Here is a 25,281-nt window from a genome sequence, read left to right as displayed (position 1 = left end):
CTGCCCTCTTTTATTACCCACCAAAGGGAACGAGCAATGAACAACTTTAATCTCCATACCCTAACACGTATTTTGTTTGGTAAAGGCGCAATTGCTGAACTGCGCGATCAAATTCCTCAGGACGCTCGCGTACTGGTTACCTACGGCGGCGGCAGCGTGAAAAAAACTGGCGTCCTGGCACAGGTTCAGGACGCGCTGAAAGGCCTGGACGTGCTGGAGTTTGGCGGTATCGAGCCAAACCCGTCTTATGAAACGCTGATGAACGCGGTAAAAATCGTGCGTGATGACAAAGTGACGTTTCTGCTGGCAGTAGGTGGCGGTTCAGTGCTGGACGGCACCAAATTCATCGCGGCAGCGGCACAGTACGCTGACGGCATCGATCCATGGCGCATTCTGGAAACTCACGGCAACGACGTCACAAGCGCCATCCCGATGGGCTCCGTATTAACCCTGCCTGCAACCGGCTCTGAATCTAACTCCGGCGCGGTAATTTCGCGTAAAACCACCGGCGATAAACTGGCCTTTATGACCCCGTTTGTGCAGCCAGTATTTGCCGTACTGGATCCGGTTTACACCTACACCCTGCCGCCGCGTCAGGTTGCAAACGGCGTTGTGGATGCTTTTGTTCATACCGTGGAACAGTATGTGACTTATCCGGTAGACGGGAAAATTCAGGATCGCTTTGCCGAAGGCATTCTGCTCACGCTGGTAGAAGAAGGTCCGAAAGCCTTGCAGGAGCCGGAAAACTACAACGTGCGTGCGAACGTCATGTGGGCGGCAACCCAGGCGCTGAACGGCCTGATTGGCGCAGGCGTACCGCAGGACTGGGCAACGCATATGTTGGGCCATGAACTGACCGCAATGCATGGTCTGGATCATGCTCAAACGCTGGCCATCGTTCTGCCAGCGCTGTGGAATGAAAAACGTGATACCAAGCGTGCCAAACTGCTGCAATACGCAGAGCGTATCTGGAATATCACCGAAGGTTCCGACGACCAGCGCATCGACGCCGCCATTGCCGCTACCCGCACTTTCTTCGAACAAATGGGTGTACCCACTCGCCTGTCTGACTACGGCCTGGACGGTAGCTCTATCCCGGCATTGCTGGAAAAACTGGAAGCACACGGTGGTACGCAACTGGGCGAACATCAGGACATTACGCTTGAAGTCAGCCGTCGGATTTACGAAGCTGCCCGCTAAGGTTTTTTAACCTCCGCCTTTCGTTTTTGGGTATTTATACCAGGCTTAAGTCACACCTAACTCACCGGGGGCTGCCCCGGTGACTGTAATCCAGGGGGGGAATTATGACCGGTCCAACCATTATCAAACTACAGGATGGTAACGTCATGCCGCAACTGGGCCTGGGGGTCTGGAAGGCAAGTAACGAAGAAGTCATCACCGCCATTCATAAAGCGCTGGAAGTGGGGTATCGCTCAATTGATACCGCTGCTGCGTACAAAAACGAAGAAGGTGTCGGCAAAGCAATACGCGATGCTGGCGTACCACGGGACGAGTTATTCATCACCACCAAGCTGTGGAATGATGACCAAAAACGCCCCCGGGAAGCCTTGCTCGAAAGCATGGAAAAACTCCAGCTTGATTACCTCGATCTATACCTGATGCACTGGCCGGTTCCGGCGATCGACCACTACGTTGAAGCGTGGGAAAACATGATCGACCTGCAAAAAGAAGGTCTGATTAAGAGCATAGGCGTGTGCAACTTTCAGATCAATCATCTCCAGCGGTTGATGGATGAAACCGGCGTACCTCCAGTAATTAACCAGATCGAACTTCATCCGCTTATGCAACAGCGCCAACTGCACGCCTGGAACGCAACGCATAAAATCCAGACCGAATCCTGGAGCCCGCTGGCGCAGGGCGGCAAAGACGTCTTTGATCAAAAGATCATCCGTGACCTCGCCGAGAAATATGGCAAATCACCGGCGCAGATTGTCATCCGCTGGCACCTGGATAGCGGGCTGGTGGTGATTCCGAAATCAGTCACCCCGGCGCGTATCGCAGAAAACTTTAACGTCTGGGACTTCCGCCTGGATAAAGACGAATTAGGCGAAATCGCGAAACTCGATCAGGGCAAACGTCTGGGGCCAGATCCGGATCAGTTCGGCGGTTAACCCCTTCCCTCCAGCCCGACACTCTCGTCGGGCCTTTACTGATTTGAAATATCAGGAAACAATTCACGCACATATATTGATGTATTTCTTGCAGTCGCTGGAGCAGCATTACGCAACATAACCTGTTAATTATTAAATAAATATATTTATTTAATGAATATATTCACCATATCCATAGGTGCGTAAGCGTGACTGAGAAAAAAAGTAGCGGAGTCAAATGGCTCCCATTAATTCTTATAATATTCATTTCTGCCGGACTGTGGCAACTTACCCCTCCCTCGGGGTTAAGTGCGCCAGCCTGGCATTCGGCAATTATCTTCGTCGCGACGATTGCCTCTATCGTGGCAAAAGTTTTACCCATCGGCGCGGTCGGCATTATTGGGATTACGGTTTTTGCACTCGCCTATGCTGCCGGGGATAAAACCGCCAGCGGCGCTATCACCACGGCACTGAGTGAGCTGAACAGTTCACTTATCTGGCTTATCGTCGTGGCTTTTATGATTGCCCGCGGATTTATCAAAACTGGCCTCGGACGACGCATTGCGCTGCAGATGATCCGTCTGCTCGGCAAGCGCACGCTGGGACTCGCCTATGGTCTGGCTTTTGCCGATCTGATCCTCTCCCCGGCGATGCCGAGTAATACAGCACGCTGCGGCGGCGTCATCTATCCGATTGCTGACTCTCTGGCACGCAGTTTCCATTCGAACCCGGAAGATGAGTCCCGCAGTAAAATCGGTACCTTTCTTATCACCTGTATTGGCAACGTCAACGACGTCACCGCCGCGCTCTTTATGACCGGCTATACCGGCAACCTGTTGGCGGTGAAACTGGCGGCCAATGCAGGCGTCACGCTGACCTGGGGCGGCTGGTTTATGGCGGCGCTGCTGCCATGCCTGGTGTCCTTACTGCTGGTTCCACTGCTGGTCTACTGGATCGTGCGCCCGGAAATTAAGCACACGCCGGATGCCCCGAATCTGGCGCGCAAAGAGCTGGCGGAAATGGGCAGTATGTCTCGCGGCGAATGGCTGATGCTGGCTACCGTCGGCGTACTGCTGGTGCTATGGATTTTTGGCGATACGTTAGGCGTCGACGCCACCACTGCCTCGTTCGTGGGGCTGTCCATTTTATTGCTAAGCGGTGTTCTGAGCTGGGAAGATGTGAAGAGCGAGAAAGGTGCATGGGACACACTGATTTGGTTTGCCGCGCTGTTGATGATGGCGAACCAGCTGAAAAAACTGGGCTTCACCACCTGGTTTGGCAATCTGATCGGCGATAGCCTGAGCAGTACTATGCACGGTACCAGTTGGGTGATCGTCCTGCTGCTGCTGAACGCCGCCTACTTCTATACCCACTACTTTTTTGCCAGCGGTAATGCACAGATTGCCGCGCTGTACGCCGTTTTCCTCGGCGTCGGTCTGCATCTGAATATTCCCGCAGCCCCCACGGCATTAATGCTGGCCTTCACCAGCAGTTTGTACTGCTCGCTCACCCAGTACACCCACGCTCGCGGTCCAATCCTGTTTGGTGCCGGGTATGTTCCAACGGGCGTCTGGTGGCGCACAGGATTTATCATCAGCTTGTTTAACCAGGCGGTGTTTATCACCGTGGGTCTGATGTGGTGGAAGGTGTTGGGTCTGTACTAAACTGACTGCGTCCAGACGAATCACCTTACCTGCGGAGAAAAGGAATGACCTGTATTTTCTGTCAAATAGTTGAAGGTAAAGCCCCCTGCCATAAGGTCTGGGAAGACGAGCATCATCTGGCTTTTCTGTCGATTTTCCCGAACACCGACGGTTTTACCGTGGTGATCCCGAAAAAGCATTATCCCAGCTATGCCTTCGATATGCCGCCGCAGGCACTGGCTGATCTGATGCTGGCAACCCAAAAAGTGGCTAAGAAACTGGATAAGGCTTTCCCGGATGTCAGTCGTACAGGGATGTTCTTCGAAGGTTTCGGCGTAGACCATGTACACAGCAAATTAAGCCCCATGCATGGCACTGGCGATCTAACCCACTGGAAACCGATTGAAGCGCGGCAGAATAAATTTTTCGAGCAATATGAAGGATATCTGTCGTCACATGACCACTAACGAGCGGATGATGCAAAACTGGCCGCATTAGCGGCCAGAATTCGTGAAGCATAAATACTGCGTCTTTCTACCGATGGCGGTTCAAGCACCTTATCCGGCCTACAAAATCATGCTATTCGTAGGCCTGATAAGCTTTCACCATCGGGCAAGACAGATTAGCGTCCCGCTACTTTCCCGCGTTTTTTGTTTGCAGCAGGCGTCTGGCGCTGATGCGCCACCGGTGTGTGCTTGGTCAACGCCGGACGGGTATGACGGTTCTGGCGACGCGCTTCGCGCATCTCTTCCAGCGTAGGTGCCGGGACCAGACATTCGCGACGACCGCCGATCAGATGCTTTTTACCCATATCTTCCAGCGCCTGGCGGATTAACGGCCAGTTAGCTGGATCGTGGTAACGCAGCAGTGCTTTATGCAAACGACGCTGCTTATCACCTTTCGGCACCACCACATCTTCACTCTTATAACCAATTTTACCCAGCGGGTTTTTCCCGGTGTAATACATGGTTGTGGAGTTCGCCAACGGCGATGGATAGAAGTTCTGCACCTGATCCAGACGGAAACGACGTTGCTTCAGCCACAACGCCAGATTCACCATATCTTCATCACGCGTACCTGGGTGCGCGGAAATAAAGTACGGGATCAGATACTGCTCTTTACCCGCCTGTTTAGAGTAGGTATCGAACAATTCCTTAAAGCGATCGTAGCTGCCCATCCCCGGCTTCATCATCTTCGACAGCGGGCCTTCTTCGGTATGCTCTGGCGCAATCTTGAGATAACCGCCAACGTGGTGGGTCGCCAGCTCTTTGATATAGCGTGGGTCTTCAACCGCGATGTCATAGCGAACGCCCGAAGCGATGAGGATCTTTTTAATGCCTTTCAAATCACGCGCTCGACGATAAAGGTTAATCGTCGGTTCGTGGTTGGTGTCCATATGCGGACAGATATCCGGGTAGACGCATGACAGACGACGGCAGGTCTGTTCCGCGCGCGGTGACTTACAGCGCAGCATATACATGTTTGCCGTTGGGCCGCCGAGATCGGAAATCACGCCGGTAAAGCCCGGAACGGTGTCGCGAATGGCTTCGATTTCATTGATGATCGAGTCTTCAGAGCGGCTCTGGATGATACGACCTTCGTGCTCGGTGATCGAACAGAACGAACAGCCGCCAAAGCAGCCACGCATAATGTTGATCGAGAAACGGATCATCTCATAGGCCGGAATGCGGCTGTCGCCATACGCCGGATGCGGCACGCGCTTGTACGGCAGCGCAAAGACGCTATCCATCTCTTCGGTAGAGAGCGGAATGGCTGGCGGGTTGATCCAGATGTAGCGATCGCCGTGCTTTTGCATCAGCGCACGCGCGCAGCCTGGGTTGGTTTCGTGGTGCAGGATACGCGACGCATGCGCATACAGCACTTTATCGCCCTTCACTTTTTCGAAGGACGGCAGCAGCACGTAGGTTTTTTCCCACGGTTTCGGGCGCGGCGGCTGTACGGTTACCGCTTTCGCTTCCTGCTTTTTCGGTGCGACCGGTTTGTTGTCAGCACACGGCAGATCTTCACCATACGGATGCGGGATCGGGTCAATCTTGCCCGGCGTGTCGAGGCGCGTGGAATCCACCCCACTCCAGCCCGGCAGCGCTTCTTTAACCATAATCGCAGTGTTACGCACGTCGCGGATCTGATCGATGGTTTCGCCCATCGCCAGACGATGCGCCACTTCCACCAGCGGACGTTCGCCGTTGCCGAACATCAGCATGTCGGCTTTGGAATCCACCAGAACAGAGCGGCGAACGGTATCAGACCAATAGTCATAGTGCGCGGTACGGCGCAGGCTGGCCTCAATACCGCCGAGAATAACCGGCACATCTTTCCATGCTTCTTTACAGCGCTGGGTATAGACCAGCGTGGCGCGGTCCGGACGTTTGCCCGCAACGTTGTCCGGTGTGTAGGCATCGTCATGGCGCAGTCGGCGATCGGCGGTGTAACGGTTGATCATCGAGTCCATGTTGCCTGCGGTCACACCAAAGAACAGGTTCGGTTTACCCAAACGCATAAAATCGTCTTTGTTGTTCCACTCCGGCTGGGCGATAATCCCTACGCGAAAGCCTTGTGCTTCCAGCATACGTCCGCAAATTGCCATACCAAAGCTGGGATGATCGACGTATGCATCACCGGTAACCAGAATGATGTCGCAGCTATCCCAGCCAAGTTGGTCCATTTCGTCGCGTGACATCGGCAAAAACGGTGCCGGGCCAAAACAGGCAGCCCAGTACTGCGGCCAGGAGAAAAGGTCTCTGTCCGGCTGGATCAGGGATATTGCGCTCATAATGCTTCCAAAAATGGTAAAAAAATAATCAAAGGCCGAGGATTATACGCTGTATGTCGGCAAGAAATGAAGTGGAGTCTGAACCAGACCAGTAGAAAGTTATATAAATTGTTAAATTTTACGACGATCATTTTTATCAATCATAATTAACACCATGCCAGCCAGCTGAGATAACTCTTTTTCGGCGGGGGATTTTTCATTGCGACTCAACGATTCACTGCATATTTCCCAGTTACGGGTTGTTGTTCACCTGTGCGGATTTCTGGTTCTTCTCTACAGCTTTTCTATGCTGCCACCGATGCTCATCGCTTTGTTAAATAAAGAGCGGAGCTTGTTCGCTTTTTTCAGCACATTTATGACTTTCTTCACCCTCGGCGGCGGGGCGTGGTTGGCAACCAAACATGCGGGTATTCAACTGCGCACCCGGGATGGTTTCGTCATTATCGTCCTGTTCTGGCTGTTGTTTTCATTTATCAGCGCGATGCCGATGTGGATGGACGATGGCTTAAACCTCTCTTTTGCGGATGCCCTGTTTGAAGGAGTTTCTGGAATTACCACTACAGGCGCAACGGTGATTGATGACGTCAGCGCCTTGCCGAAGTCGTATCTGTACTATCGGGCTCAGCTCAATTTTATTGGCGGTCTGGGTGTTATTGTCCTCGCCGTAGCGGTATTGCCGCTGCTGGGTATTGGTGGCATGAAGCTGTATCAGTCTGAAATGCCAGGCCCTTTTAAAGAAGAACGCCTCACGCCAAGACTTGCTGATACTGCACGTACGCTGTGGATGACCTATGTCATTCTGGGTCTGATCTGTACTCTGGCCTACTGGGCTGCCGGGATGTCGTTTTTCGACGCCTTATGCCACGGGCTGTCGACGGTCTCTCTCGGCGGATTTTCCACTCGCAGCGAGAGCATCGGCTTTTATAACAGCCATGCCATTGAGCTTGTCGCCGGGATATTTTCACTGCTGTCTGCATTTAACTTCACCCTCTGGTACGTTGCTATCGTGAAACGTACCTTCAAACCCTTTCGTCGTAATGCCGAATTGCGTTTCTTTTTGCTTATTGCGTTGGTGGTCACTCTGATCGCCACCTGGCAAGTTTGGCGGGCAGGCATGTACGGATTAACGGACAGCCTGGTGCATGCTTTTTTTCTGGCCAGTTCGATGCTGACAGATAATGGCCTGTCGACGGCGGATTACGCGCAGTGGCCTTCGCACACGATCTTCATGCTGCTCAGCGCCAGTTTCTTCGGCGGTTGTGTGGGATCGACCTGCGGGGGGATTAAGGTGCTGCGCTTTTTGATTATGTTCAAGCAGTGCCGTCAGGAGTTACACCAGCTCGCGCATCCCCGTGCCCTGCTGAATATCAAAGTGGGCAATAGCGTGGTAAGCGACCGGGTGGTGCGTTCGGTATGGAGCTTTTTCTTTCTCTACGTCTTGTTCACCAGCTTTTTTATCTGGGCGCTCAATCTGATGGGCTACGATCTATTCTCCTCTTTCGCCACCGTCGCCGCCTGCATCAACAATATGGGGCTAGGATTTGGCGTCACCGCCACGACATTTGGCACCTTAAACGAGGAAGCAAAGCTACTGATGTGCGCGGCCATGATCATGGGGCGTCTGGAGATTTACCCCATTCTGATCCTGTTCTCGCGCATGTTCTGGCGGGCGTAACGAATACCCCGGCGCATTACGGCGCCGGGTTCACCAACATCTGTCCGATTGAGCCACGATCCGCCATTTCCAGCGTCTGGCTATTAAAGTAGAACGGGAAATGGGCCCAGGAAGGCTGTCCGTAATAAACCAGTAATTCAACCTGGCCATCAACCCAGACAGTATCTTTCCAGCCTCTGTCTTCCGGGAACGGCATCGCGCCATTCACATTACGGATCAGGAACGAGACGCCTTCAATATGGAAGGACTGGGGCATATCCGCCCGCACCGTCCAGCGCTCCCAGGAGCCCTGCTGGGCAGTAATATCCATACGATTGACGTCCCACAGCTGACCGTTGATGCCAGGATCGTCGTCCAGGCTGATATCACGGCTGCGAATCGGCGAACCGCTGAGGATTTCCGTTGGCAGCAGGCGCATTGGCAGGCTGTCAGTCACCAGCGGCAGAAGACCTGTCGGGCGCAACGTCAATACCAGCGTGGAGATGAGAATACTGGAAGGCTCAAAGAACCCGCGGATCCTGTCGACAATACTGGCCGCCTCACCACAGGTGATAGAGACCTCATTACCATTAGTCATATCCACCAGGATCTCACGACGCTCGCCCGGAGCCAGCGAGAGCTGCTTCACCGAAACAGGCGCAGGTAAAAAACCCTGATCGCCGGAAATCACATGCAGAGCACGGCCATCACTCATTTGCAGCTGGTAACGACGCGAGTTTGAAGCGTTCAGCAAACGCAAGCGCACCCAGCCGCGGGAGACTTCGACATACGGGCTTTGCGCCCCATTGACCAGCAGCGTATCACCGACAAAGCCACCGCTGCCGGGCTCGCTGTATTCCGGCGTGCCAAAGTTGTCCAGCCGCTTGTCCTGGATAATGACCGGAAAATCATCCACGCCATAGTGGTTGGGAATAGATAGTGATTTACTCACTTCATCTTCAACCAGCCACATCCCGGCAAGACCGTTATAGACCTGCTGAGCAGTACGATTTGGCGTATTAGCGTGATACCACAACGTGGCGGCATTCTGGCGAATCGGTAGCACCGGCGCCCAGTCAGCATTCGGGGACATCATGCGCGCCGGGCCGCCCATCAGCGGGCCAGGTACCTGTAACCCGGCGACGGTCATCGAGACATTTTCAGTCAGACGGTTGCTGTAGATAAGCTTGACGTCATCCCCTTTCCAGACGCGGATTGTCGGTCCCAGATAGCGGCCGTTAATTCCCCAGACAGGTGCGCGCGTGCCTTGCGTAAAGGACCAGTGCGCACGTTGCAGCGTCATAAATAGCGGCTGCCCCCGGCGGGATTCCAGCAGCGGAGGCACAGGTAACGGTTGTTGCTGACCGGCAGCATTAGCCTTCAGCGGAACAGCACCTGCACACAGTGCGATCCCCGATGCCTGAATGAACTGACGCCGACTGAATGACATATAAACTCCATAAAAAACTGGCTATTAACACGCAGGAAGTCATTTCCTGTAAAAAACCCGAATTGCGCGGATTAAACCTTACCGGCGGCTTCCCGCTCAGCAACTTCTTTATCGAGTTCTGCGATTTTTTGTTCCATCAGCGTGCGGCAATGCGCTGCCAGTTCACGAACCTGATCTTTCCCAAAGTGGCTAATATCCACCGGCGGCAACATCTCGACAATCGCCAGACCATTATTGAGTCGATTGAGTTTTATCTTGTTCGAGGTTGTGGAAACGCACACCGGAATGACCGGGACACCTGCAGCAATCGCTGCATGGAACGCACCGGTTTTAAACGGCAGCAGACCGCGACCACGGCTACGCGTCCCTTCCGGGAACATCCAGATAGAAATGCGACGTTTTTTGAAATGATTCACCACGGCAGCAATGGTGCTGTGCGCTTTAGCGCGGTTGTTTCTGTCAATCAACAGGTTACCGGTTAACCAGTACAGCTGCCCGAAGAAAGGGATCCACAGCAGGCTTTTTTTACCTACTGTCACCGTCGGCGGCTGAACGATATTCGCAGCGGTAACCATGTCATAGTTGTTCTGATGGTTACAAATATAGATAGCATTACCATAGTTCTGCGCGTCTGCCGGCATGCGGCACTCGACCTTCAGGCCATAAAGGGGAGCCAGGCGGCCAAACATATGACCGAACGTTGCGACGTGTTTTGGATTTCGTGGGCTGAACAGACAGTATATGCAACCGAAAATACAGACCAGAACGCAGTAAATAACAGTAATAATTAAACGAAAAATATATAGCATAACAACCTCTAAGGCCTAAGAGCCTGGCATTTTACGTCACCTGATTCATCATGCGGTATCAGGTTAGGGCTTTGTTAAGGGCGGCTCTCTGGAAAAGCGTATTGTTAATCGCAACGCACGAATAAACAACGGTTTCACGGGAATTTTTAACGTTGGCTCTCCCTGGGCTTTAACAGGGAGAGCCGGACGGTAGCGTTATTCTTCGCTGTCGCCGTGACTGGCGCGTCGAGGCGAGTCAATCTCAATGCTGTCGATACGTTGCAGACCACGCATTAGCGTGCCGCGACGACCGCGCTCACCGGTCACTTTCTGCAACTCTTCAGGACGCAGTTTGATTTTGCGCTTACCGACGTGGATGGTCAGCGTGCTCTGCGGCGGCAGCACGTAAAGTTGCGCCAGACCATCCTCGCCTTTCGCCGCTTCCGCTGAAGGGATATTAATGATCTTGTTCCCTTTGCCTTTCGACAACTGCGGTAAATCGCTCACCGGGAACATCAACATGCGACCGGCCTGGGTAATAGCCAGTAGCATGTCGGTTTCATCTTCAATCACCACCGGCTGCATCACGCGCGCATTTTCTGGCAGCGTAATCAACGCCTTACCAGCACGGTTACGTGCGACCAGGTCATTGAAGGTGCAGACAAAACCGTAGCCCGCATCGGAGGCCATCAGCAGTTTCTGATCGTCGCCTTCCATCAGCATGTGCTCAACCGTCGCGCCTGGCGGCAGCGTGAGCTTCCCGGTCAGCGGTTCACCCTGACCACGCGCCGACGGCAGCGTAATCGGGTCGATGGCATAGCTGCGTCCGGTCGAGTCCACGAACACCACCGGCTGGTTGCTCTTACCCTTCACTGCCGACTTAAAGCTGTCGCCCGCTTTATAGCTTAATCCCGGTGCATCGATGTCGTGGCCTTTGGCGCTACGCACCCAGCCACTCTGGGACAACACAATGGTCACCGGCTCAGATGGCAGCATGTCGTGCTCGCTCATCGCCTTCGCTTCTTCGCGCTCCTGCAACGGAGAACGACGATCGTCGCCATAGGCGTCTGCATCGGCCTGCAGCTCTTTCTTCAGCAGGTTACTCATTTTACGTTCGGAAGCCAGAATGGCCTGCAACTGATCGCGCTCTTTCGCCAGCTCATCCTGCTCACCGCGGATTTTCATCTCTTCGAGTTTGGCAAGGTGGCGCAATTTCAGCTCAAGGATGGCTTCAGCCTGGGTTTCAGAAATACCAAACCGCGACATCAGCTCTGGCTTAGGTTCATCTTCATGACGAATAATTTCGATGACTTCGTCAATGTTGAGGAACGCCACCAGCAAACCTTCAAGGATGTGCAGGCGCTTGAGCACTTTTTCCAGACGATAATTCAGGCGGCGACGCACGGTATCGCGGCGGAACGCCAGCCATTCGGTGAGGATCTCCAGCAGGTTTTTCACCGCCGGACGACCATCAAGACCGATCATGTTCAGGTTGATACGGTAGCTTTTTTCGAGATCGGTAGTGGCAAACAGGTGGTTCATCACCTGCTCCATATCCACACGATTCGAGCGCGGGACAATCACCAGACGGGTCGGGTTTTCGTGATCCGATTCGTCGCGCAGGTCGTCTACCATCGGCAGCTTTTTATTGCGCATTTGAGCAGCGATCTGCTCCAGCACTTTTGCCCCGGAAACCTGATGCGGCAGCGCGGAAATCACCACCGCGCCGTCTTCTTTCGTCCATACCGCACGCATACGTACGGAGCCGCGTCCGTTCTCGTAAATCTTACGAATTTCCGCGCGCGAAGTAATGATCTCCGCTTCGGTCGGGTAATCCGGCCCTTGCACGATATCCAGCAACTGATCCAACGTCGTTTTCGGCTGCTCAATCAGGGTAATCGCTGCTTTTGCCACTTCACGCAGGTTATGTGGCGGAATGTCCGTTGCCATACCAACGGCAATACCGGTCGTGCCGTTCAGCAGAATATTTGGCAGACGCGCAGGCAGCATCTTCGGCTCCTGCATGGTGCCGTCGAAGTTTGGCACCCAGTCCGACGTTCCCTGACCGAGTTCGCCCAGCAAGACTTCCGCATATTTAGACAGGCGTGATTCGGTATAACGCATCGCCGCGAAGGATTTCGGATCGTCCGGTGCCCCCCAGTTCCCCTGCCCGTCAACCAGCGGGTAACGGTAAGAGAACGGCTGCGCCATCAGCACCATCGCTTCATAGCAGGCGCTGTCGCCATGCGGATGGTATTTACCCAGCACGTCACCGACGGTACGGGCGGATTTTTTAAATTTGGCGCTGGCATTCAGCCCCAGTTCGGACATCGCGTACACGATGCGACGCTGAACGGGTTTCAAACCATCGCCAATAAACGGCAACGCCCTGTCCATGATGACGTACATGGAATAGTTCAGATAGGCGTTTTCCGTGAATTCATGCAGCGCCAGGCGCTCTGCCATATCGCTCATTAATCGTGGTTCCTCAACTTTGTACCCCTCTATTGAAGGGCAATATTGCCGCAGATACTACCCTATCTGGCGTGTTGAGTCACAAAGAAAAGGGCCGGATACGCGGCAGTATCGCCATCACGAGCAGAGAGAATGCAGGCTATTTTTTCTATTAGCGCTTCCTTTTACGATTAAATAATAAACTAAATTTGCGACTTAATTTGATTGATGGCAGGTTATTTTATCCGTTTTATCATTACGCTTCTTCCTGAGTAAAAACCTCCTTAAGGGAAAATAAATGAGCAGCCTTATTTATTTAACGCTCGAGGGTGATATTCAAGGACCGATTTCTGCAGGCTGTAACTCGCAGGCCTCCGTGGGCAATCGCTATCAGTCAGCGCATGAAGATAGTATCTTTGTCTTCAGCCTGACGCAGGCGCAAAGCAGCATACAAGGCGGCGTTAAGCACCTCGGCCTGCGCTTTTGCAAACTCCTGGATAAAAGCTCTCCGTTATTCTGCAATGCTATTAATAATAATGAACATCTTAAAATGACGTTTGATATATACCGCATCAATCGATGCGGTCGCATGGAAAAATATTACTTAATCGAACTTCGTGGTGCGACGGTGCAGGCTATTCACCAGGAGTCCAAGATGAACGATATGGATTATGAATATATATCGATAAATTACGATCATATTCTGTGTCGCCATCTGATTGCCTGCACCGAGTTTGATTACCTGCTGACACCGGACAATTACGATCGGCTTTTCCCGGTGGTGCAAAAGAGCATTTTGCCCGCAGAGCAGCCGGTGCGTAAGGTGACGCTGGTGCTGGGGATATTCTTCGACGGCACCGGCAATAACGCCGTGAATACCCGCAACATGCTTGAGGCGCTCACCGCGCAGCATTTTGATATTGAGAGTCCGGATGCCCAAAGCATTCTTGCCAGAAATGCGCAGGAGAAGATGGGGATCAGCGGGGTAGGAGCGACCAGCTATCTGGGTTATTACACGAATATTCACTGGTTGAATGAGTTATATCAGTGGCAATTTCCTGCAGACAGCAGTTATGTACAAAACAGACTATATGTAGAAGGAATTGGCACCCGGGCGGGTACTTCGCCCTTAACAGCGTGGCCCCCGCCTGGCCAGAGCTGGCGCTTCCCGGCGTGCACTCCGATATCGGCGGCGGCTATTTGCCGCAACTACGCGAAGACCTCTTTCTCACCCGTCCGCAGGTGGAAACCCAGCCGCAGAGCCAGCCCGGGGCGCAGTCTCACATATACGCGCAGACGATGGCGCAACTGCGTGTGCTCGAACATTCACCGGCTATCATGCCCATTATACGCACCCATGAGATCATCCCGGAGGTCTGGGAGGACCCGCGGGTGCCTGCTGACCGTTACAGCCAGCCACAGAAACGCACCTTTGCCGCCCTGACGTTGCGCCAGCGGACGGTCTTTTTCGACTGGTCGAAGGTAGCGTTGCGGGTGATGGTCGATGCGGCGGTTGAGGCCGGGGCGTTACTGTCGGACGTCGATAAAATTCAGAGACACGCCCTACCGGATGCGCTAAAGCCGTTGTGCGAACAAGCCCGGGAAATGGGAAAAGCAGCCCGTCAGCACAGAAGCACCGCCGGCTTTACGCCTGAAGAGGTGGATCGGATTGCCGGCCGCTATATCCACTGCTCAGCCCACTGGAATGCAGTGGAGCTCAAACAGAGCGGGGAGTTACAGGGTGGAGCATCAGCCTCGGAAACCGTCAGCTTTGTCAACCGGCCGGACGCTAACTGGATCAGAACCATTTACAACATGGATGGAAATAAACGATGAAAATATCTTACGCCCTGGCGCTTGCCCTGTTCCTGGCCGCTGCAGGCTGCAGCCCACATCAGTCTCACCCTTTACAGTCAAAACAGGCCGCCAGCGGCGACTGGACCCTACCTTACGGTAAGTGGATCTTCGCTTTTATCACCCCCTATGAATTACCCTCAATGGTCAACCACGCAAGAGTTATCGACACCGATGGTTATCTGTATACGTTTAATACGCTTGACCAGGCTTCTCCCGACCCTGATTCCGTCAAAGAATGGGCTGAAAACGCGCATGGTTTTGGCGATCAGTTCAACAAAGTCAACAAGCCCCCACAGTACATTGTCTTCTGCTGGGATTCCTATATTGACCAGCAGACCTATGAAACCAGCGCCGTCTTCGGCCCCGAAACCTGGCAGAGGATGAAAACACCTGCCGATCATACCTGGTATGGCGAGACCGTCTGGTACGACAGTATGGTGTTTGGCCTGTCTCCCGGCGGCAAGGTCAAAATCTGGTTTTCCGATGTCGCCGGACGCCCCAGCCTGCCGGTCACGCCCCTGAAACTGACAACCCGCTCCGGCAAGGACCTGACCCTGTGTAAAGACTACGTCGTCCCGGGCGGCAGTTTTACCTTCCTCCCGTCAACGCAGGCATTTATCAACGGTAAAACCTACCCCTATGGCAACTGGGATTGAGACTGGTTCTAAAGAAAAGGGCCGCGAATGCGGCCCTGATGGGGATTACTTAGCAACTTTGGTAATCTGTTTCACGTCGATTTCAACGGAGTTCCAGTCTTTATCCACTTCACCCTGGATTTCAACCACATCCTGCGGTGTGACGGTTACGCCGTTCCAGCGCTTGTGGTCGATATCCACATTCACCGTGCCGGTCGCATCTTTAAACACGTACAGGTCGTCGGAAATACGCTCAACGATGTTCCCGCGCAGGGTAACCCAGGTGTCATCACGCAGTGATTTGGCGCTTTCTACCGTCGTGCTGCTACCGTTCGGGCCGACAAATCCGCCGTTTTGGCTCTGCGTGGTGGTTGTCGTTGGCCCAGAGAAGCCGCCCTGCTGAGCTGCCAGAACAGGTGCGGAACACAGTGCCATTACGGCAACCATTGCAGCTAATTTTTTCATCGTCATGTCTCCCTTTCATGTTGGTTTACGACTATTAAATAAGTTAATCCTTAACAAGTTCTTAAGGCAAAAAAAGATACTTTTTTTGCTGTACAGAGACTGTAGCCACAGGTTTACTGACTGCAAATGAGTTATCGCAGGGATGAACATATGCGTATTTTACTGATCGAAGATGACACGTTGATTGGCGATGGCCTGAAAACAGGTCTGAGTAAAATGGGTTTCAGCATCGACTGGTTTACCGAAGGTCGGCAAGGGAAAGAAGCACTCTACAGCGCACCTTATGATGCGGTAATACTCGACCTGACGCTGCCAGGCATAGACGGACGGGACATTTTGCGCGAATGGCGAGCCAACGGAAAGCAGGAGCCTGTGCTGATTCTGACCGCTCGCGACGCGCTGGCAGAACGCGTTGAAGGCCTGCGCCTGGGCGCAGATGACTATCTGTGCAAACCCTTTGCGCTGATCGAAGTTGCCGCCAGACTGGAGGCACTGGTACGTCGTGCCAGCGGCCAGGCCAGCAACACATTGTGCCATGGCCAGGTAACGCTCGATCCCGGCGCGCTGGTCGCCACGGCGGCGGGTGAACCTTTGTCACTCAAACCTAAAGAGTTCGCGCTGCTGGAACTGCTGATGCGCAACAAAGGTCGCGTCCTGCCCCGCAAACTGATTGAAGAAAAACTGTATACCTGGGACGAAAATGTCTCCAGCAATGCGGTTGAGGTCCACGTCCATCACTTACGCCGTAAGCTCGGCAGCGACTTTATCCGTACCGTGCATGGCATTGGCTATACCCTGGGTGACGCATGAAACTCACACAACGCCTCAGCCTGCGAGTCAGGCTAACGCTTATTTTTCTGATTCTGGCATCAGCGACCTGGGCCGTATCCAGTTTTGTGGCCTGGAGGCAGACTACCGATAATGTCGATGAGCTGTTTGATACGCAGCTGATGCTGTTCGCCAAGCGGCTTAGCACGCTGGATATCAGCGATGTCACCACCTCAAGCACGATGGCCCGCACGCCAAAAAAACTGAAACATGGCCATATTGATGACGACGCACTGGCGTTTGCCATCTACTCCACCGACGGCAAAATGGTGCTACACGATGGCGACAATGGCCAGGATATTCCCTACAGCTACAGCCGGGAGGGGTTTAGCGACGGCCAAGTCAGGGGCGACAACGATTCCTGGCGCTTCCTGTGGCTGAATTCCGCTGATGGAAAATATCGCATTGTGGTGGGCCAGGAGTGGGAGTACCGGGAGGATATGGCGCTGTCGATCCTTACCGCACAGTTAACCCCGTGGCTGGTTGCGCTGCCGCTGATGTTGCTGATCCTGGTGGTCATGCTGAGTCGCGAACTCAGGCCGCTAAAAAAACTGGCGCAAGCTCTGCGCTGGCGCGCCCCGGAGTCAGAAGAACCGCTCGACCCGAAAGGTGTGCCAAGCGAAGTGCGCCCGCTGGTTGAATCGCTTAATCAGCTGTTTACCCGTATCCACTCTATGATGGTCCGCGAACGACGCTTTACCTCTGACGCTGCTCACGAGCTACGCAGTCCATTGACCGCGCTGAAGGTGCAAACCGAAGTGGTGCAACTGTCAGACGACGACCCGCAAACGCGGGAAAAAGCGCTGGTGCAGCTGCATGCGGGAATTGAACGCGCCACCCGACTGGTCGATCAGCTCCTGACGCTTTCGCGCCTCGACTCCCTCGATAATCTTCAGGATGTGGCAGAAATCTCGCTGGAGGAGCTACTGCAATCCGCGGTGATGGATATCTACCACCCGGCCCAGCAGGCGCATATTGACGTACGTTTGCAGATTAACGCACACAATATAACGCGCACAGGACAGCCGCTGTTGCTGAGCCTGATGGTACGAAATCTGCTGGATAATGCCATTCGCTACAGTCCGCAGGGGAGCATTGTGGAAGTGACGCTCAACGCCCGTAACTTCAGCGTCAAAGATAATGGTCCTGGCGTTGCGCCGGAGGTACTTACACACATCGGTGAACGCTTTTATCGTCCGCCGGGACAAAGCGTGACTGGCAGCGGTCTCGGTCTGTCGATTGTCCGCCGTATCGCGATATTACATGGGATGTCAGCCTCGTTTGGCAATGCCCCGGAAGGTGGCTTTGAAGCAAAAGTCAGTTGGTAATTGCGTTATTGTTGCTCACATAGCAAAAGACTTTGCACATTTTGCTAATTTCACCGCACCGCTGGTGGGAGTAAAATCGTCCTCAAACGTATTTCCTTGAGGACACAAAATGAGCAACATTCTAATTATCAACGGGGCGAAAAAATTCGGCCATTCTAATGGTCAACTGAATGACACCCTGACCGAGGTCGCGGACGGTATCCTGCGCGACCTCGGGCATGATGTTAAAGTCGTACGCGCAGACAGCGATTATGACGTAAAAGCAGAAGTGCAGAATTTCGTCTGGGCCGATGCGGTTATCTGGCAGATGCCTGGCTGGTGGATGGGCGCACCGTGGACCGTGAAAAAATACATCGATGACGTGTTTACCGAAGGTCACGGTACGCTGTACGCCAGCGACGGCCGCACACGTTCAGATGCCTCTAAAAAATACGGCTCCGGCGGGCTGATTCAGGGCAAAAAATACATGCTGTCCCTGACCTGGAACGCACCGATGGAAGCCTTCACTGAAAAAGACCAGTTTTTCCATGGCGTTGGCGTTGATGGCGTCTATCTCCCGTTCCATAAAGCAAACCAGTTCCTGGGAATGGAAGCGCTGCCGACCTTTATCACCAATGACGTGATTAAAATGCCGGACGTCCCGCGTTATATCGCAGAATATCGCAAGCATCTGACCGAAATTTTTGGTTAACTGGTAACCTGGAATTAGAAGGAGTTAACCATGCTTACCGTTATTGCAGAAATCCGTACACGTCCAGGTCAACATCACCGCCAGGCGGTACTGGATCAGTTTGCTAAAATCGTTCCGACCGTACTGAAAGAAGAAGGCTGCCACGGCTATGCGCCGATGGTGGATCATGCCGCGGGTGTGAGTTTTCAGACCACAGCGCCAGATTCAATCGTGATGGTTGAGCAGTGGGAAAGCATCGCGCATCTTGAAGCGCATTTGCAGACCCCGCATATGAAAGCCTACAGCGAAGCCGTGAAAGGTGACGTGCTGGACATGAATATTCGTATTCTGGAGTCGGGCATTTAAGATTGTCGATTTGCCGGGTGACGCTTAGCTATCCGGCATAAATCGCTTCGTCAGATGAGAGCCGGATAAGGCATTTTACGCCCGTCTCCGGCTTTTCTACATGCAATTACCCTTCGAGATCCGCCAGGTCGCCTTTCTCTTGCAACCAGTTTCGACGATCTTCAGAACGCTTTTTGGCCAGCAGCATATCCATCATTGCGTTGGTACGCTGATCGTCTTCATCATCGATAATGAGCTGCACCAGGCGACGGGTGTTCGGATCCAGCGTAGTTTCACGAAGCTGCATCGGGTTCATTTCACCCAGACCTTTAAAGCGCTGCACGTTCGGCTTGCCTTTCTTGCGCTTTAACTGCTCCAGTACGCCCGCTTTCTCTTCTTCCGTCAGCGCGTAATACACCTCTTTACCAAGGTCGATACGGTATAACGGCGGCAGCGCCACGTAGACGTGACCGTGTTTCACCAGCGTGCGGAAGTGTTTCACAAACAGCGCGCACAGCAGCGTGGCGATGTGCAGGCCATCGGAGTCCGCATCCGCCAGGATACAGATCTTGCCGTAGCGCAATTGGCTCAGATCGTCGCTGTCCGGATCGATGCCGATCGCCACGGAAATATCGTGAACCTCCTGCGAAGCCAGCACTTCATCGGAAGAGACTTCCCATGTATTGAGGATCTTACCTTTCAGCGGCATGATCGCCTGATATTCACGATCGCGCGCCTGCTTGGCCGATCCGCCCGCCGAGTCACCTTCGACAAGGAACAGTTCGGTGCGATTAAGATCCTGTGCGGTACAATCCGCCAGTTTACCCGGCAGCGCCGGACCGCTGGTCAGCTTTTTACGCACTACTTTTTTCGCCGCACGCAGACGACGCTGCGCGCTGGAAATCGCCATCTCAGCCAGCAGTTCGGCTGACTGCACGTTCTGGTTCAGCCACAGACTGAAAGCATCTTTCACCACGCCAGAGACGAATGCCGCACACTGACGCGAAGAGAGGCGCTCTTTGGTTTGTCCGGCAAACTGCGGATCCTGCATTTTTACCGACAACACATAAGCACAGCGATCCCAGATATCTTCCGCCGACAGCTTCACGCCACGCGGCAGGATGTTACGGTATTCACAGAACTCGCGCATCGCATCCAGCAGTCCCTGACGCAGACCGTTAACGTGCGTACCGCCCTGCATGGTTGGGATCAGGTTCACATAGCTTTCGGTCAGCAGCTCGCCGCCTTCCGGCAGCCAGAGCAGCGCCCAGTCCACCGTCTCCGTCTCACCGCTGAAATTACCGATAAACGGTTTTTCCGGCAGCGTCGGTAGGCCATTCACCGCTTCGCTCAGATAGTCATTTAAACCATCCTGGTAGCACCAGCGCTGCTCGCTGTTGTTGACCTCATCCTTAAAAGTGATCTCAACGCCTGGGCACAGTACCGCTTTTGCTTTCAGTACGTGCGTTAAGCGCGAAACAGAAAAACGCGGGCTGTCAAAGAAGCTTTCATCCGGCCAGAAGTGCACGCTGGTCCCGGTATTGCGTTTGCCGCAGGTACCGACAACCTGTAAATCCTGCACTTTATCGCCATTCTCAAACGCGATGTTGTATACCTGCCCGTCGCGGCGCACGTTCACTTCCACACGTTTGGACAGGGCGTTGACGACGGAGATACCCACACCGTGCAGACCGCCGGAGAACTGGTAGTTCTTGTTAGAGAACTTGCCGCCCGCGTGCAGACGACAGAGGATCAGCTCAACCGCCGGAACGCCTTCTTCAGGGTGAATATCTACCGGCATGCCGCGTCCGTCATCAATGACTTCCAGTGACTGGTCGGCATGTAAGATCACGTCCACGCGTTTTGCGTGACCCGCCAGTGCTTCATCCACACTGTTATCAATCACTTCCTGTCCAAGATGGTTCGGACGGGTCGTATCGGTGTACATCCCTGGGCGACGGCGTACCGGCTCAAGCCCAGTGAGTACCTCAATGGCATCAGCGTTATAAGTTTGCGTCATGGTTTAAATAAGCAATTCGAATTGATCGTCAGAAACTGTGCAGTCCAAGGAAATCGACAATCGGGTTGAAATAATCTTCGAAGCCCGTGAATGCGTGGTTTCCGCCCTCAATAACTGTCTGACGGCAGGAGGCGTAATACGCCACCGCCTGGCGGTAGTCCAACACTTCATCGCCCGTTTGTTGGAGCAGCCAGATCAAATCCGGCGCTTCCAGCGGGTCAATCTGCATGACTTTAAGATCGTAAATATGGCGTGACTCTAGCACATATTGCTGCCCCGTGTAGGGGTTCTCGTTTTGACCGAGATAGTCGACCAGCAGTTCATAAGGCCGTACGGCAGGGTTCACCACCACTGCCGGCAGCATAAAACATTGCGACAGCCAGGTGGCGTAATAACCGCCTAAAGAGGAACCGACAATCCCCAGCGACTCTCCGCCATGTTCAAGAATGATCGATTCCAGCATCTCTGCGGCCTGCGCTGGATACGGAGGTAGCTGCGGCACGATCATCTCAACGTGCGGGTGGTGCTCCGCCAGCCAGTTTTTCAGTAAACACGCCTTCGCCGAACGAGGAGAGCTATTAAATCCGTGAAGATAGAGAAGCGTAGACATCAGTAGCCTTCTGAAGCGGTATCAGGGTGGAACCGATTACCCTGCAGACGACGTACCTGAGTCTGCAATGTTCCGTCGGCAAAAAGCTCCAGCGTCCGCCAGCCTGGGCTGATGGTATCCAATGTGAAGTTGGAACAGTGCGGTTTAAACTGCACGCAGGTCGACGGTGTCGCCAGCAGACGGCGACCGTTCCAGTCCAGATCCAGTTCCTGATGAATATGCCCGCACAATAGATACCTGGCGCGAGGATAATTCACCAGCACGTTATCCAGCTCAGCGGCATTACGCAGACTGTGCTGATCGAGCCAGCTGCAGCCTGCAGGCAGAGGATGATGATGCAGAAGCAACAAGGTATTACGCTCTGGCGCATCAGCAAGTTTACGCTCCAGCCATTCGAGCTGGAATTCACTTAACTCACCGTGGGGAACGCCGAACACCTGGCTGTCCAGCAACAATATTTGCCACTGTTCGCCAATGAAAACGCGTTTGGCCGGGGAAATGCCCGCATCCTGCAGCGCGCTGTACATTGCCGGCTGAAAATCGTGATTGCCCGGTAGCCAAACGCAAGGCGCACGAAAACTTGCGATGCCCTCAGCAAAATGCTGATAAGCCGCAGCGGATTGATCCTGCGCCAAATCACCCGTCGCGACGATCAGATCGTACTCAGGCGACTCTGCATGTATTGCATCCAGTACGGATTGATAGCTGTCCCAGGTGTTCACACCCAGCAGCGTTTCATGCTTTTCGGCAAACAGGTGAGTGTCTGTAATTTGTAAGATCCTGACTCTGGCCTCACCAGCCAAAGGAAGGGTTAACAGGCTTTCCAAATGGTGTCCTTAGGTTTCACGACGCTAATAAACCGGAATCGCCATCGCTCCATGTGCTAAACAGTACCGTAACCAGTCGGCCAGAAACTGATTAATTTGATGCTTTTCGTCGCGTTGATGCAACTTTTTATTTGGATAATCATACCGCGCTTTGAAGCGAAAGATCTGCTGACTTGAACACACTTCAGCCACCCTTGCGTCATGATACAGGCGCACAGTCAATGACGGCAGGCTCCAGTAGGTGACGGCCGGTGCCGTTTGTTCGATCGCGACAAGCGTAGTGTATCGGGTCGATTCAACGATCGTTAACCGATATTGTGCGTTTGCTACCTGATAGCTCACTGTTTCACCGGCTGCATCATTACGTGGCAGCAGGCGGCGCAATTGCGAATAGTTGGTTTCGCACAGACGCATCATTTCAGGGAAGTCAGGTGTGTAACGCTTCATTTTTTCCACTCAGTTTTTAACTCTTGATAGTGCAGCTGTAACCATTGCAAGGCGATGACAGACGCTGCGTTGTCGATTTTCCCCTCTTCTACCCATTGGTAAGCCTGTTCCCGGCTTACCACATGAACACGAATATCTTCGTTTTCATCAGCCAGACCGTGTATTCCGCTCGCGGTCGTGGCGTCCACTTCGCCGACTAAAATAGACAGACGCTCACTGGTGCCACCCGGGCTTGCCAGATAGCTCAGAACGGGTTTCGTCCTTTTAACTTCCAGCCCGGCCTCTTCCATTGCTTCACGACGGGCGACATCTTCAACGGTTTCGCCCTCTTCGATCATTCCGGCTACCATTTCCAGTAGCCACGGGCTTTCGCTGGTATCAAATGCCGCAATACGAATCTGCTCGACCAGCACAACTTCATCCCGCTCAGGGTCAAAGGGTAGCAAGACAGCCGCGTGTCCGCGCTCAAAAATTTCGCGCGTTACCTCACCGCTCATCCCCCCGTTAAACAGGCGGTGGCGAAACCGATAAAGATCCAGTGAAAAAAAACCGCGGTATAGCGTTTCTCGTGCAATAATTTCTACATCATTTTTAGTGAAAGTCATTGGCAAGTTGTCTGGTTTACGCATTGTGCTGTCCTGAAACCAATAGTGATTAAAATGTGAATTTCAAGGTCGTTTGACTGATGTTTGAACGTCCTTGTGTTAAATTGATGCAAATTAACGCCGTATGGCACGTAACGCCAACTTTTTGAAGTGGCGGATTCTGCTAGAATCAGCAAATATTTTTACAATTTGATCAGCGCTAAATACTGCTTCACAACAAGGAATGCAAATGAAGAAATTGCTCCCCATCCTTATCGGCCTGAGCCTGTCGGGGTTCAGTACTTTGAGCCAGGCAGAAAACCTGATGCAGGTTTATCAGCAAGCACGCCTGAGCAACCCGGAATTGCGTAAATCCGCCGCCGATCGCGATGCTGCATTCGAAAAAATTAACGAAGCGCGTAGTCCATTGCTGCCGCAACTGGGTTTAGGTGCCGATTACACCTACAGCAATGGCTACCGTGATGCAAATGGCGTCAACTCCAATGCAACCAGCGCATCTTTGCAGTTAACTCAGTCTATTTTTGACATGTCTAAATGGCGTGCCCTGACGCTGCAAGAAAAATCAGCGGGCATCCAGGACGTGACCTATCAGACCGATCAGCAAACGCTGATCCTGAATACCGCCACAGCCTATTTTAACGTATTGAACGCAATTGACGTGCTTTCTTATACCCAGGCACAGAAAGATGCGGTCTATCGTCAGTTAGATCAGACCACTCAGCGTTTTAACGTTGGCCTGGTTGCCATCACTGACGTACAGAATGCCCGTTCACAATACGATACTGTACTGGCGAACGAAGTTACCGCGCGTAACAATCTGGATAACGCGGTAGAACAGCTGCGCCAGGTAACCGGTAACTACTACCCGGAACTGGCTTCACTGAACGTTGATGGTTTTAAAACCAACAAACCGCAGGCGGTGAACGCGCTGCTGAAAGAAGCAGAAAACCGCAACCTGTCATTATTGCAGGCCCGTTTGAGCCAGGATCTGGCGCGTGAGCAGATTCGTCTGGCGCAGGATGGTCATTTACCGACTCTGGACCTGACCGCCTCTACCGGGGTATCTGACACCTCCTACAGCGGGTCAAAAACCCACGGTGGCGCGACGGGTAATCAGTACGACGACAGCAATATGGGCCAGAACAAAATTGGTCTGAGCTTCTCGCTGCCGCTGTATCAGGGTGGAATGGTTAACTCGCAGGTGAAACAAGCGCAGTACAACTTTGTTGGCGCGAGCGAACAGCTGGAAAGCGCGCACCGCAGCGTGGTGCAGACCGTGCGTTCTTCGTTCAACAACATTAATGCGTCTATCAGTAGCATTAACGCGTACAAACAAGCGGTTGTCTCGGCCCAAAGCTCTTTGGATGCGATGGAAGCCGGCTATTCCGTAGGTACACGTACCATCGTGGATGTGTTGGATGCCACCACCACGCTGTACAACGCCAAGCAGCAACTGGCGAATGCGCGTTATACCTATCTTATTAACCAGTTAAACGTCAAATCTGCGCTCGGTACGCTGAACGAGCAGGATCTGGTAGCACTGAACAATACGCTGGGTAAACCCGTATCCACGACTCCGGATACGATCGCGCCGGAAAACGCGCAGCAAGATGCCGCGGCGGACGGTTATACGTCCAACAGCGCGACGCCTGCGGCTCAGCCAACGGCCGCGCGTTCAACCAGCAGCAACGGCAACAACCCGTTCCGTAACTGATGCTGATGACGGGGCTTCGGCCCCGTCTGAACGTAA

Annotated in this window: 23 protein-coding genes; 13 read left to right on the top strand and 10 right to left on the bottom strand. The window is 53.3% G+C overall.

What is annotated here, in order from left to right; translation table 11 throughout:
• The first annotated feature begins 36 nt into the window (after positions 1–36).
• From yqhD to IB222_RS03430, 4 genes are all read left to right on the top strand, one after another.
• A complete protein-coding gene (gene yqhD / locus IB222_RS03445) occupies positions 37–1,200 on the top strand; it encodes an alcohol dehydrogenase (protein ID WP_149384540.1) in 1,164 nt (387 codons plus the stop codon).
• A 104-nt stretch (positions 1,201–1,304) separates the two neighbouring features.
• Positions 1,305–2,132 carry a 2,5-didehydrogluconate reductase DkgA gene (gene dkgA, locus IB222_RS03440; RefSeq protein ID WP_008785816.1) on the top strand — a complete coding sequence of 276 codons (828 nt, stop codon included), beginning with the start codon at positions 1,305–1,307 and terminating at the stop codon, positions 2,130–2,132.
• A gap of 188 nt (positions 2,133–2,320) precedes the next feature.
• A complete protein-coding gene (locus IB222_RS03435) occupies positions 2,321–3,775 on the top strand; it encodes a DASS family sodium-coupled anion symporter (protein WP_003828381.1) in 1,455 nt (484 codons plus the stop codon).
• Between the two features lie 44 nt (positions 3,776–3,819).
• On the top strand, positions 3,820–4,221 hold the full coding sequence (locus IB222_RS03430; protein WP_149384539.1) for an HIT family protein: 402 nt from the start codon (positions 3,820–3,822) through the stop codon (positions 4,219–4,221).
• Positions 4,222–4,376: 155 nt separating this feature from the next.
• Here the strand turns inward: IB222_RS03430 and IB222_RS03425 are convergent, their stop codons facing one another.
• A complete protein-coding gene (locus IB222_RS03425; RefSeq protein ID WP_003024532.1) occupies positions 4,377–6,548 on the bottom strand; it encodes a YgiQ family radical SAM protein in 2,172 nt (723 codons plus the stop codon).
• A 199-nt stretch (positions 6,549–6,747) separates the two neighbouring features.
• Between IB222_RS03425 and IB222_RS03420 the strand changes: the two genes are divergently transcribed.
• Entirely contained in the window at positions 6,748–8,223 is a 1,476-nt protein-coding gene (locus tag IB222_RS03420) for a TrkH family potassium uptake protein (RefSeq protein WP_020996330.1), read from the top strand.
• Positions 8,224–8,239: 16 nt separating this feature from the next.
• Here the strand turns inward: IB222_RS03420 and ftsP are convergent, their stop codons facing one another.
• From ftsP to parC, 3 genes are all read right to left on the bottom strand, one after another.
• A complete protein-coding gene (gene ftsP, locus IB222_RS03415) occupies positions 8,240–9,652 on the bottom strand; it encodes a cell division protein FtsP (protein ID WP_008785819.1) in 1,413 nt (470 codons plus the stop codon).
• A gap of 71 nt (positions 9,653–9,723) precedes the next feature.
• On the bottom strand, positions 9,724–10,461 hold the full coding sequence (gene plsC, locus IB222_RS03410) for a 1-acylglycerol-3-phosphate O-acyltransferase (RefSeq protein WP_003024540.1): 738 nt from the start codon (positions 10,459–10,461) through the stop codon (positions 9,724–9,726).
• Positions 10,462–10,656: 195 nt separating this feature from the next.
• A complete protein-coding gene (parC, locus tag IB222_RS03405; protein WP_003828391.1) occupies positions 10,657–12,915 on the bottom strand; it encodes a DNA topoisomerase IV subunit A in 2,259 nt (752 codons plus the stop codon).
• A 277-nt stretch (positions 12,916–13,192) separates the two neighbouring features.
• Between parC and tssD the strand changes: the two genes are divergently transcribed.
• Genes tssD through IB222_RS03390 form a run of 3 tightly spaced genes read left to right on the top strand, consistent with a single transcriptional unit; the run spans position 13,193 to position 15,407 of the window.
• Positions 13,193–14,338 carry a type VI secretion system tube protein TssD gene (tssD, locus tag IB222_RS03400; RefSeq protein ID WP_332873266.1) on the top strand — a complete coding sequence of 382 codons (1,146 nt, stop codon included), beginning with the start codon at positions 13,193–13,195 and terminating at the stop codon, positions 14,336–14,338.
• Positions 14,287–14,730 carry a hypothetical protein gene (locus IB222_RS03395; protein ID WP_332873267.1) on the top strand — a complete coding sequence of 148 codons (444 nt, stop codon included), beginning with the start codon at positions 14,287–14,289 and terminating at the stop codon, positions 14,728–14,730. Before tssD ends, IB222_RS03395 begins: the two co-directional genes overlap by 52 nt.
• A complete protein-coding gene (locus tag IB222_RS03390; RefSeq protein ID WP_148361472.1) occupies positions 14,727–15,407 on the top strand; it encodes a DUF2931 family protein in 681 nt (226 codons plus the stop codon). Before IB222_RS03395 ends, IB222_RS03390 begins: the two co-directional genes overlap by 4 nt.
• Positions 15,408–15,452: 45 nt before the next feature.
• On the opposite strand, the gene IB222_RS03385 is transcribed toward IB222_RS03390, so the two are convergent.
• Positions 15,453–15,851, bottom strand: a complete 399-nt coding sequence (locus IB222_RS03385) for a YgiW/YdeI family stress tolerance OB fold protein (RefSeq protein ID WP_003024544.1) — start codon at positions 15,849–15,851, stop codon at positions 15,453–15,455.
• A gap of 150 nt (positions 15,852–16,001) precedes the next feature.
• On the opposite strand from IB222_RS03385, the gene qseB reads away from it, so the two are divergent.
• From qseB to IB222_RS03365, 4 genes are all read left to right on the top strand, one after another.
• On the top strand, positions 16,002–16,661 hold the full coding sequence (qseB, locus tag IB222_RS03380; protein WP_003828394.1) for a quorum sensing response regulator transcription factor QseB: 660 nt from the start codon (positions 16,002–16,004) through the stop codon (positions 16,659–16,661).
• On the top strand, positions 16,658–18,007 hold the full coding sequence (gene qseC, locus IB222_RS03375; RefSeq protein ID WP_149384538.1) for a quorum sensing histidine kinase QseC: 1,350 nt from the start codon (positions 16,658–16,660) through the stop codon (positions 18,005–18,007). Before qseB ends, qseC begins: the two co-directional genes overlap by 4 nt.
• Before the next feature lie 109 nt (positions 18,008–18,116).
• Positions 18,117–18,698, top strand: coding sequence for an NAD(P)H-dependent oxidoreductase (locus IB222_RS03370; protein ID WP_003828397.1), 582 nt, complete (start codon positions 18,117–18,119; stop codon positions 18,696–18,698).
• 30 nt (positions 18,699–18,728) lie between these two features.
• Positions 18,729–19,043, top strand: a complete 315-nt coding sequence (locus IB222_RS03365) for a putative quinol monooxygenase (RefSeq protein WP_003024557.1) — start codon at positions 18,729–18,731, stop codon at positions 19,041–19,043.
• A gap of 106 nt (positions 19,044–19,149) precedes the next feature.
• Here the strand turns inward: IB222_RS03365 and parE are convergent, their stop codons facing one another.
• The 5 genes from parE to nudF are packed head-to-tail and all read right to left on the bottom strand — an operon-like array spanning position 19,150 to position 23,555.
• Positions 19,150–21,042, bottom strand: a complete 1,893-nt coding sequence (parE, locus tag IB222_RS03360; RefSeq protein WP_003024571.1) for a DNA topoisomerase IV subunit B — start codon at positions 21,040–21,042, stop codon at positions 19,150–19,152.
• Between the two features lie 28 nt (positions 21,043–21,070).
• Entirely contained in the window at positions 21,071–21,652 is a 582-nt protein-coding gene (gene yqiA / locus IB222_RS03355; protein ID WP_003024575.1) for an esterase YqiA, read from the bottom strand.
• Positions 21,652–22,479, bottom strand: a complete 828-nt coding sequence (gene cpdA, locus IB222_RS03350) for a 3',5'-cyclic-AMP phosphodiesterase (protein WP_008785825.1) — start codon at positions 22,477–22,479, stop codon at positions 21,652–21,654. The genes yqiA and cpdA overlap by 1 nt, the downstream gene beginning before the upstream one ends.
• 24 nt (positions 22,480–22,503) lie before the next feature.
• Positions 22,504–22,926 (bottom strand): DUF1249 family protein, encoded by a 423-nt coding sequence (locus tag IB222_RS03345; RefSeq protein ID WP_003024582.1) that lies wholly within the window; start codon positions 22,924–22,926, stop codon positions 22,504–22,506.
• Positions 22,923–23,555, bottom strand: coding sequence for an ADP-ribose diphosphatase (gene nudF / locus IB222_RS03340; protein WP_048225550.1), 633 nt, complete (start codon positions 23,553–23,555; stop codon positions 22,923–22,925). The genes IB222_RS03345 and nudF overlap by 4 nt, the downstream gene beginning before the upstream one ends.
• Before the next feature lie 205 nt (positions 23,556–23,760).
• Between nudF and tolC the strand changes: the two genes are divergently transcribed.
• Positions 23,761–25,245, top strand: coding sequence for an outer membrane channel protein TolC (tolC, locus tag IB222_RS03335; protein WP_003828407.1), 1,485 nt, complete (start codon positions 23,761–23,763; stop codon positions 25,243–25,245).
• Positions 25,246–25,281 lie beyond the last annotated feature (36 nt).

The sequence above is a fragment of the Citrobacter sp. C13 genome (assembly GCF_014596815.2).
Taxonomy (GTDB): domain Bacteria; phylum Pseudomonadota; class Gammaproteobacteria; order Enterobacterales; family Enterobacteriaceae; genus Citrobacter; species Citrobacter portucalensis.
Note: the sequence above shows the minus strand (reverse complement) of the source record. Positions and strands in the feature narration are given on the sequence as shown.

Bases quoted from the DNA above. Each gene is read 5' to 3' on its own strand.
- parE (WP_003024571.1), bottom strand. From the start codon at position 21,042: ATGACGCAAACTTATAACGCTGATGCCATTGAGGTACTCACTGGGCTT.
- IB222_RS03385 (WP_003024544.1), bottom strand. From the start codon at position 15,851: ATGAAAAAATTAGCTGCAATGGTTGCCGTAATGGCACTGTGTTCCGCA.
- IB222_RS03345 (WP_003024582.1), bottom strand. From the start codon at position 22,926: ATGAAGCGTTACACACCTGACTTCCCTGAAATGATGCGTCTGTGCGAA.
- dkgA (WP_008785816.1), top strand. From the start codon at position 1,305: ATGACCGGTCCAACCATTATCAAACTACAGGATGGTAACGTCATGCCG.
- IB222_RS03425 (WP_003024532.1), bottom strand. From the start codon at position 6,548: ATGAGCGCAATATCCCTGATCCAGCCGGACAGAGACCTTTTCTCCTGG.
- ftsP (WP_008785819.1), bottom strand. From the start codon at position 9,652: ATGTCATTCAGTCGGCGTCAGTTCATTCAGGCATCGGGGATCGCACTG.
- nudF (WP_048225550.1), bottom strand. From the start codon at position 23,555: ATGCGTAAACCAGACAACTTGCCAATGACTTTCACTAAAAATGATGTA.
- tolC (WP_003828407.1), top strand. From the start codon at position 23,761: ATGAAGAAATTGCTCCCCATCCTTATCGGCCTGAGCCTGTCGGGGTTC.
- qseB (WP_003828394.1), top strand. From the start codon at position 16,002: ATGCGTATTTTACTGATCGAAGATGACACGTTGATTGGCGATGGCCTG.
- plsC (WP_003024540.1), bottom strand. From the start codon at position 10,461: ATGCTATATATTTTTCGTTTAATTATTACTGTTATTTACTGCGTTCTG.
- IB222_RS03390 (WP_148361472.1), top strand. From the start codon at position 14,727: ATGAAAATATCTTACGCCCTGGCGCTTGCCCTGTTCCTGGCCGCTGCA.
- qseC (WP_149384538.1), top strand. From the start codon at position 16,658: ATGAAACTCACACAACGCCTCAGCCTGCGAGTCAGGCTAACGCTTATT.
- yqhD (WP_149384540.1), top strand. From the start codon at position 37: ATGAACAACTTTAATCTCCATACCCTAACACGTATTTTGTTTGGTAAA.
- IB222_RS03365 (WP_003024557.1), top strand. From the start codon at position 18,729: ATGCTTACCGTTATTGCAGAAATCCGTACACGTCCAGGTCAACATCAC.
- IB222_RS03370 (WP_003828397.1), top strand. From the start codon at position 18,117: ATGAGCAACATTCTAATTATCAACGGGGCGAAAAAATTCGGCCATTCT.
- yqiA (WP_003024575.1), bottom strand. From the start codon at position 21,652: ATGTCTACGCTTCTCTATCTTCACGGATTTAATAGCTCTCCTCGTTCG.
- IB222_RS03430 (WP_149384539.1), top strand. From the start codon at position 3,820: ATGACCTGTATTTTCTGTCAAATAGTTGAAGGTAAAGCCCCCTGCCAT.
- parC (WP_003828391.1), bottom strand. From the start codon at position 12,915: ATGAGCGATATGGCAGAGCGCCTGGCGCTGCATGAATTCACGGAAAAC.
- tssD (WP_332873266.1), top strand. From the start codon at position 13,193: ATGAGCAGCCTTATTTATTTAACGCTCGAGGGTGATATTCAAGGACCG.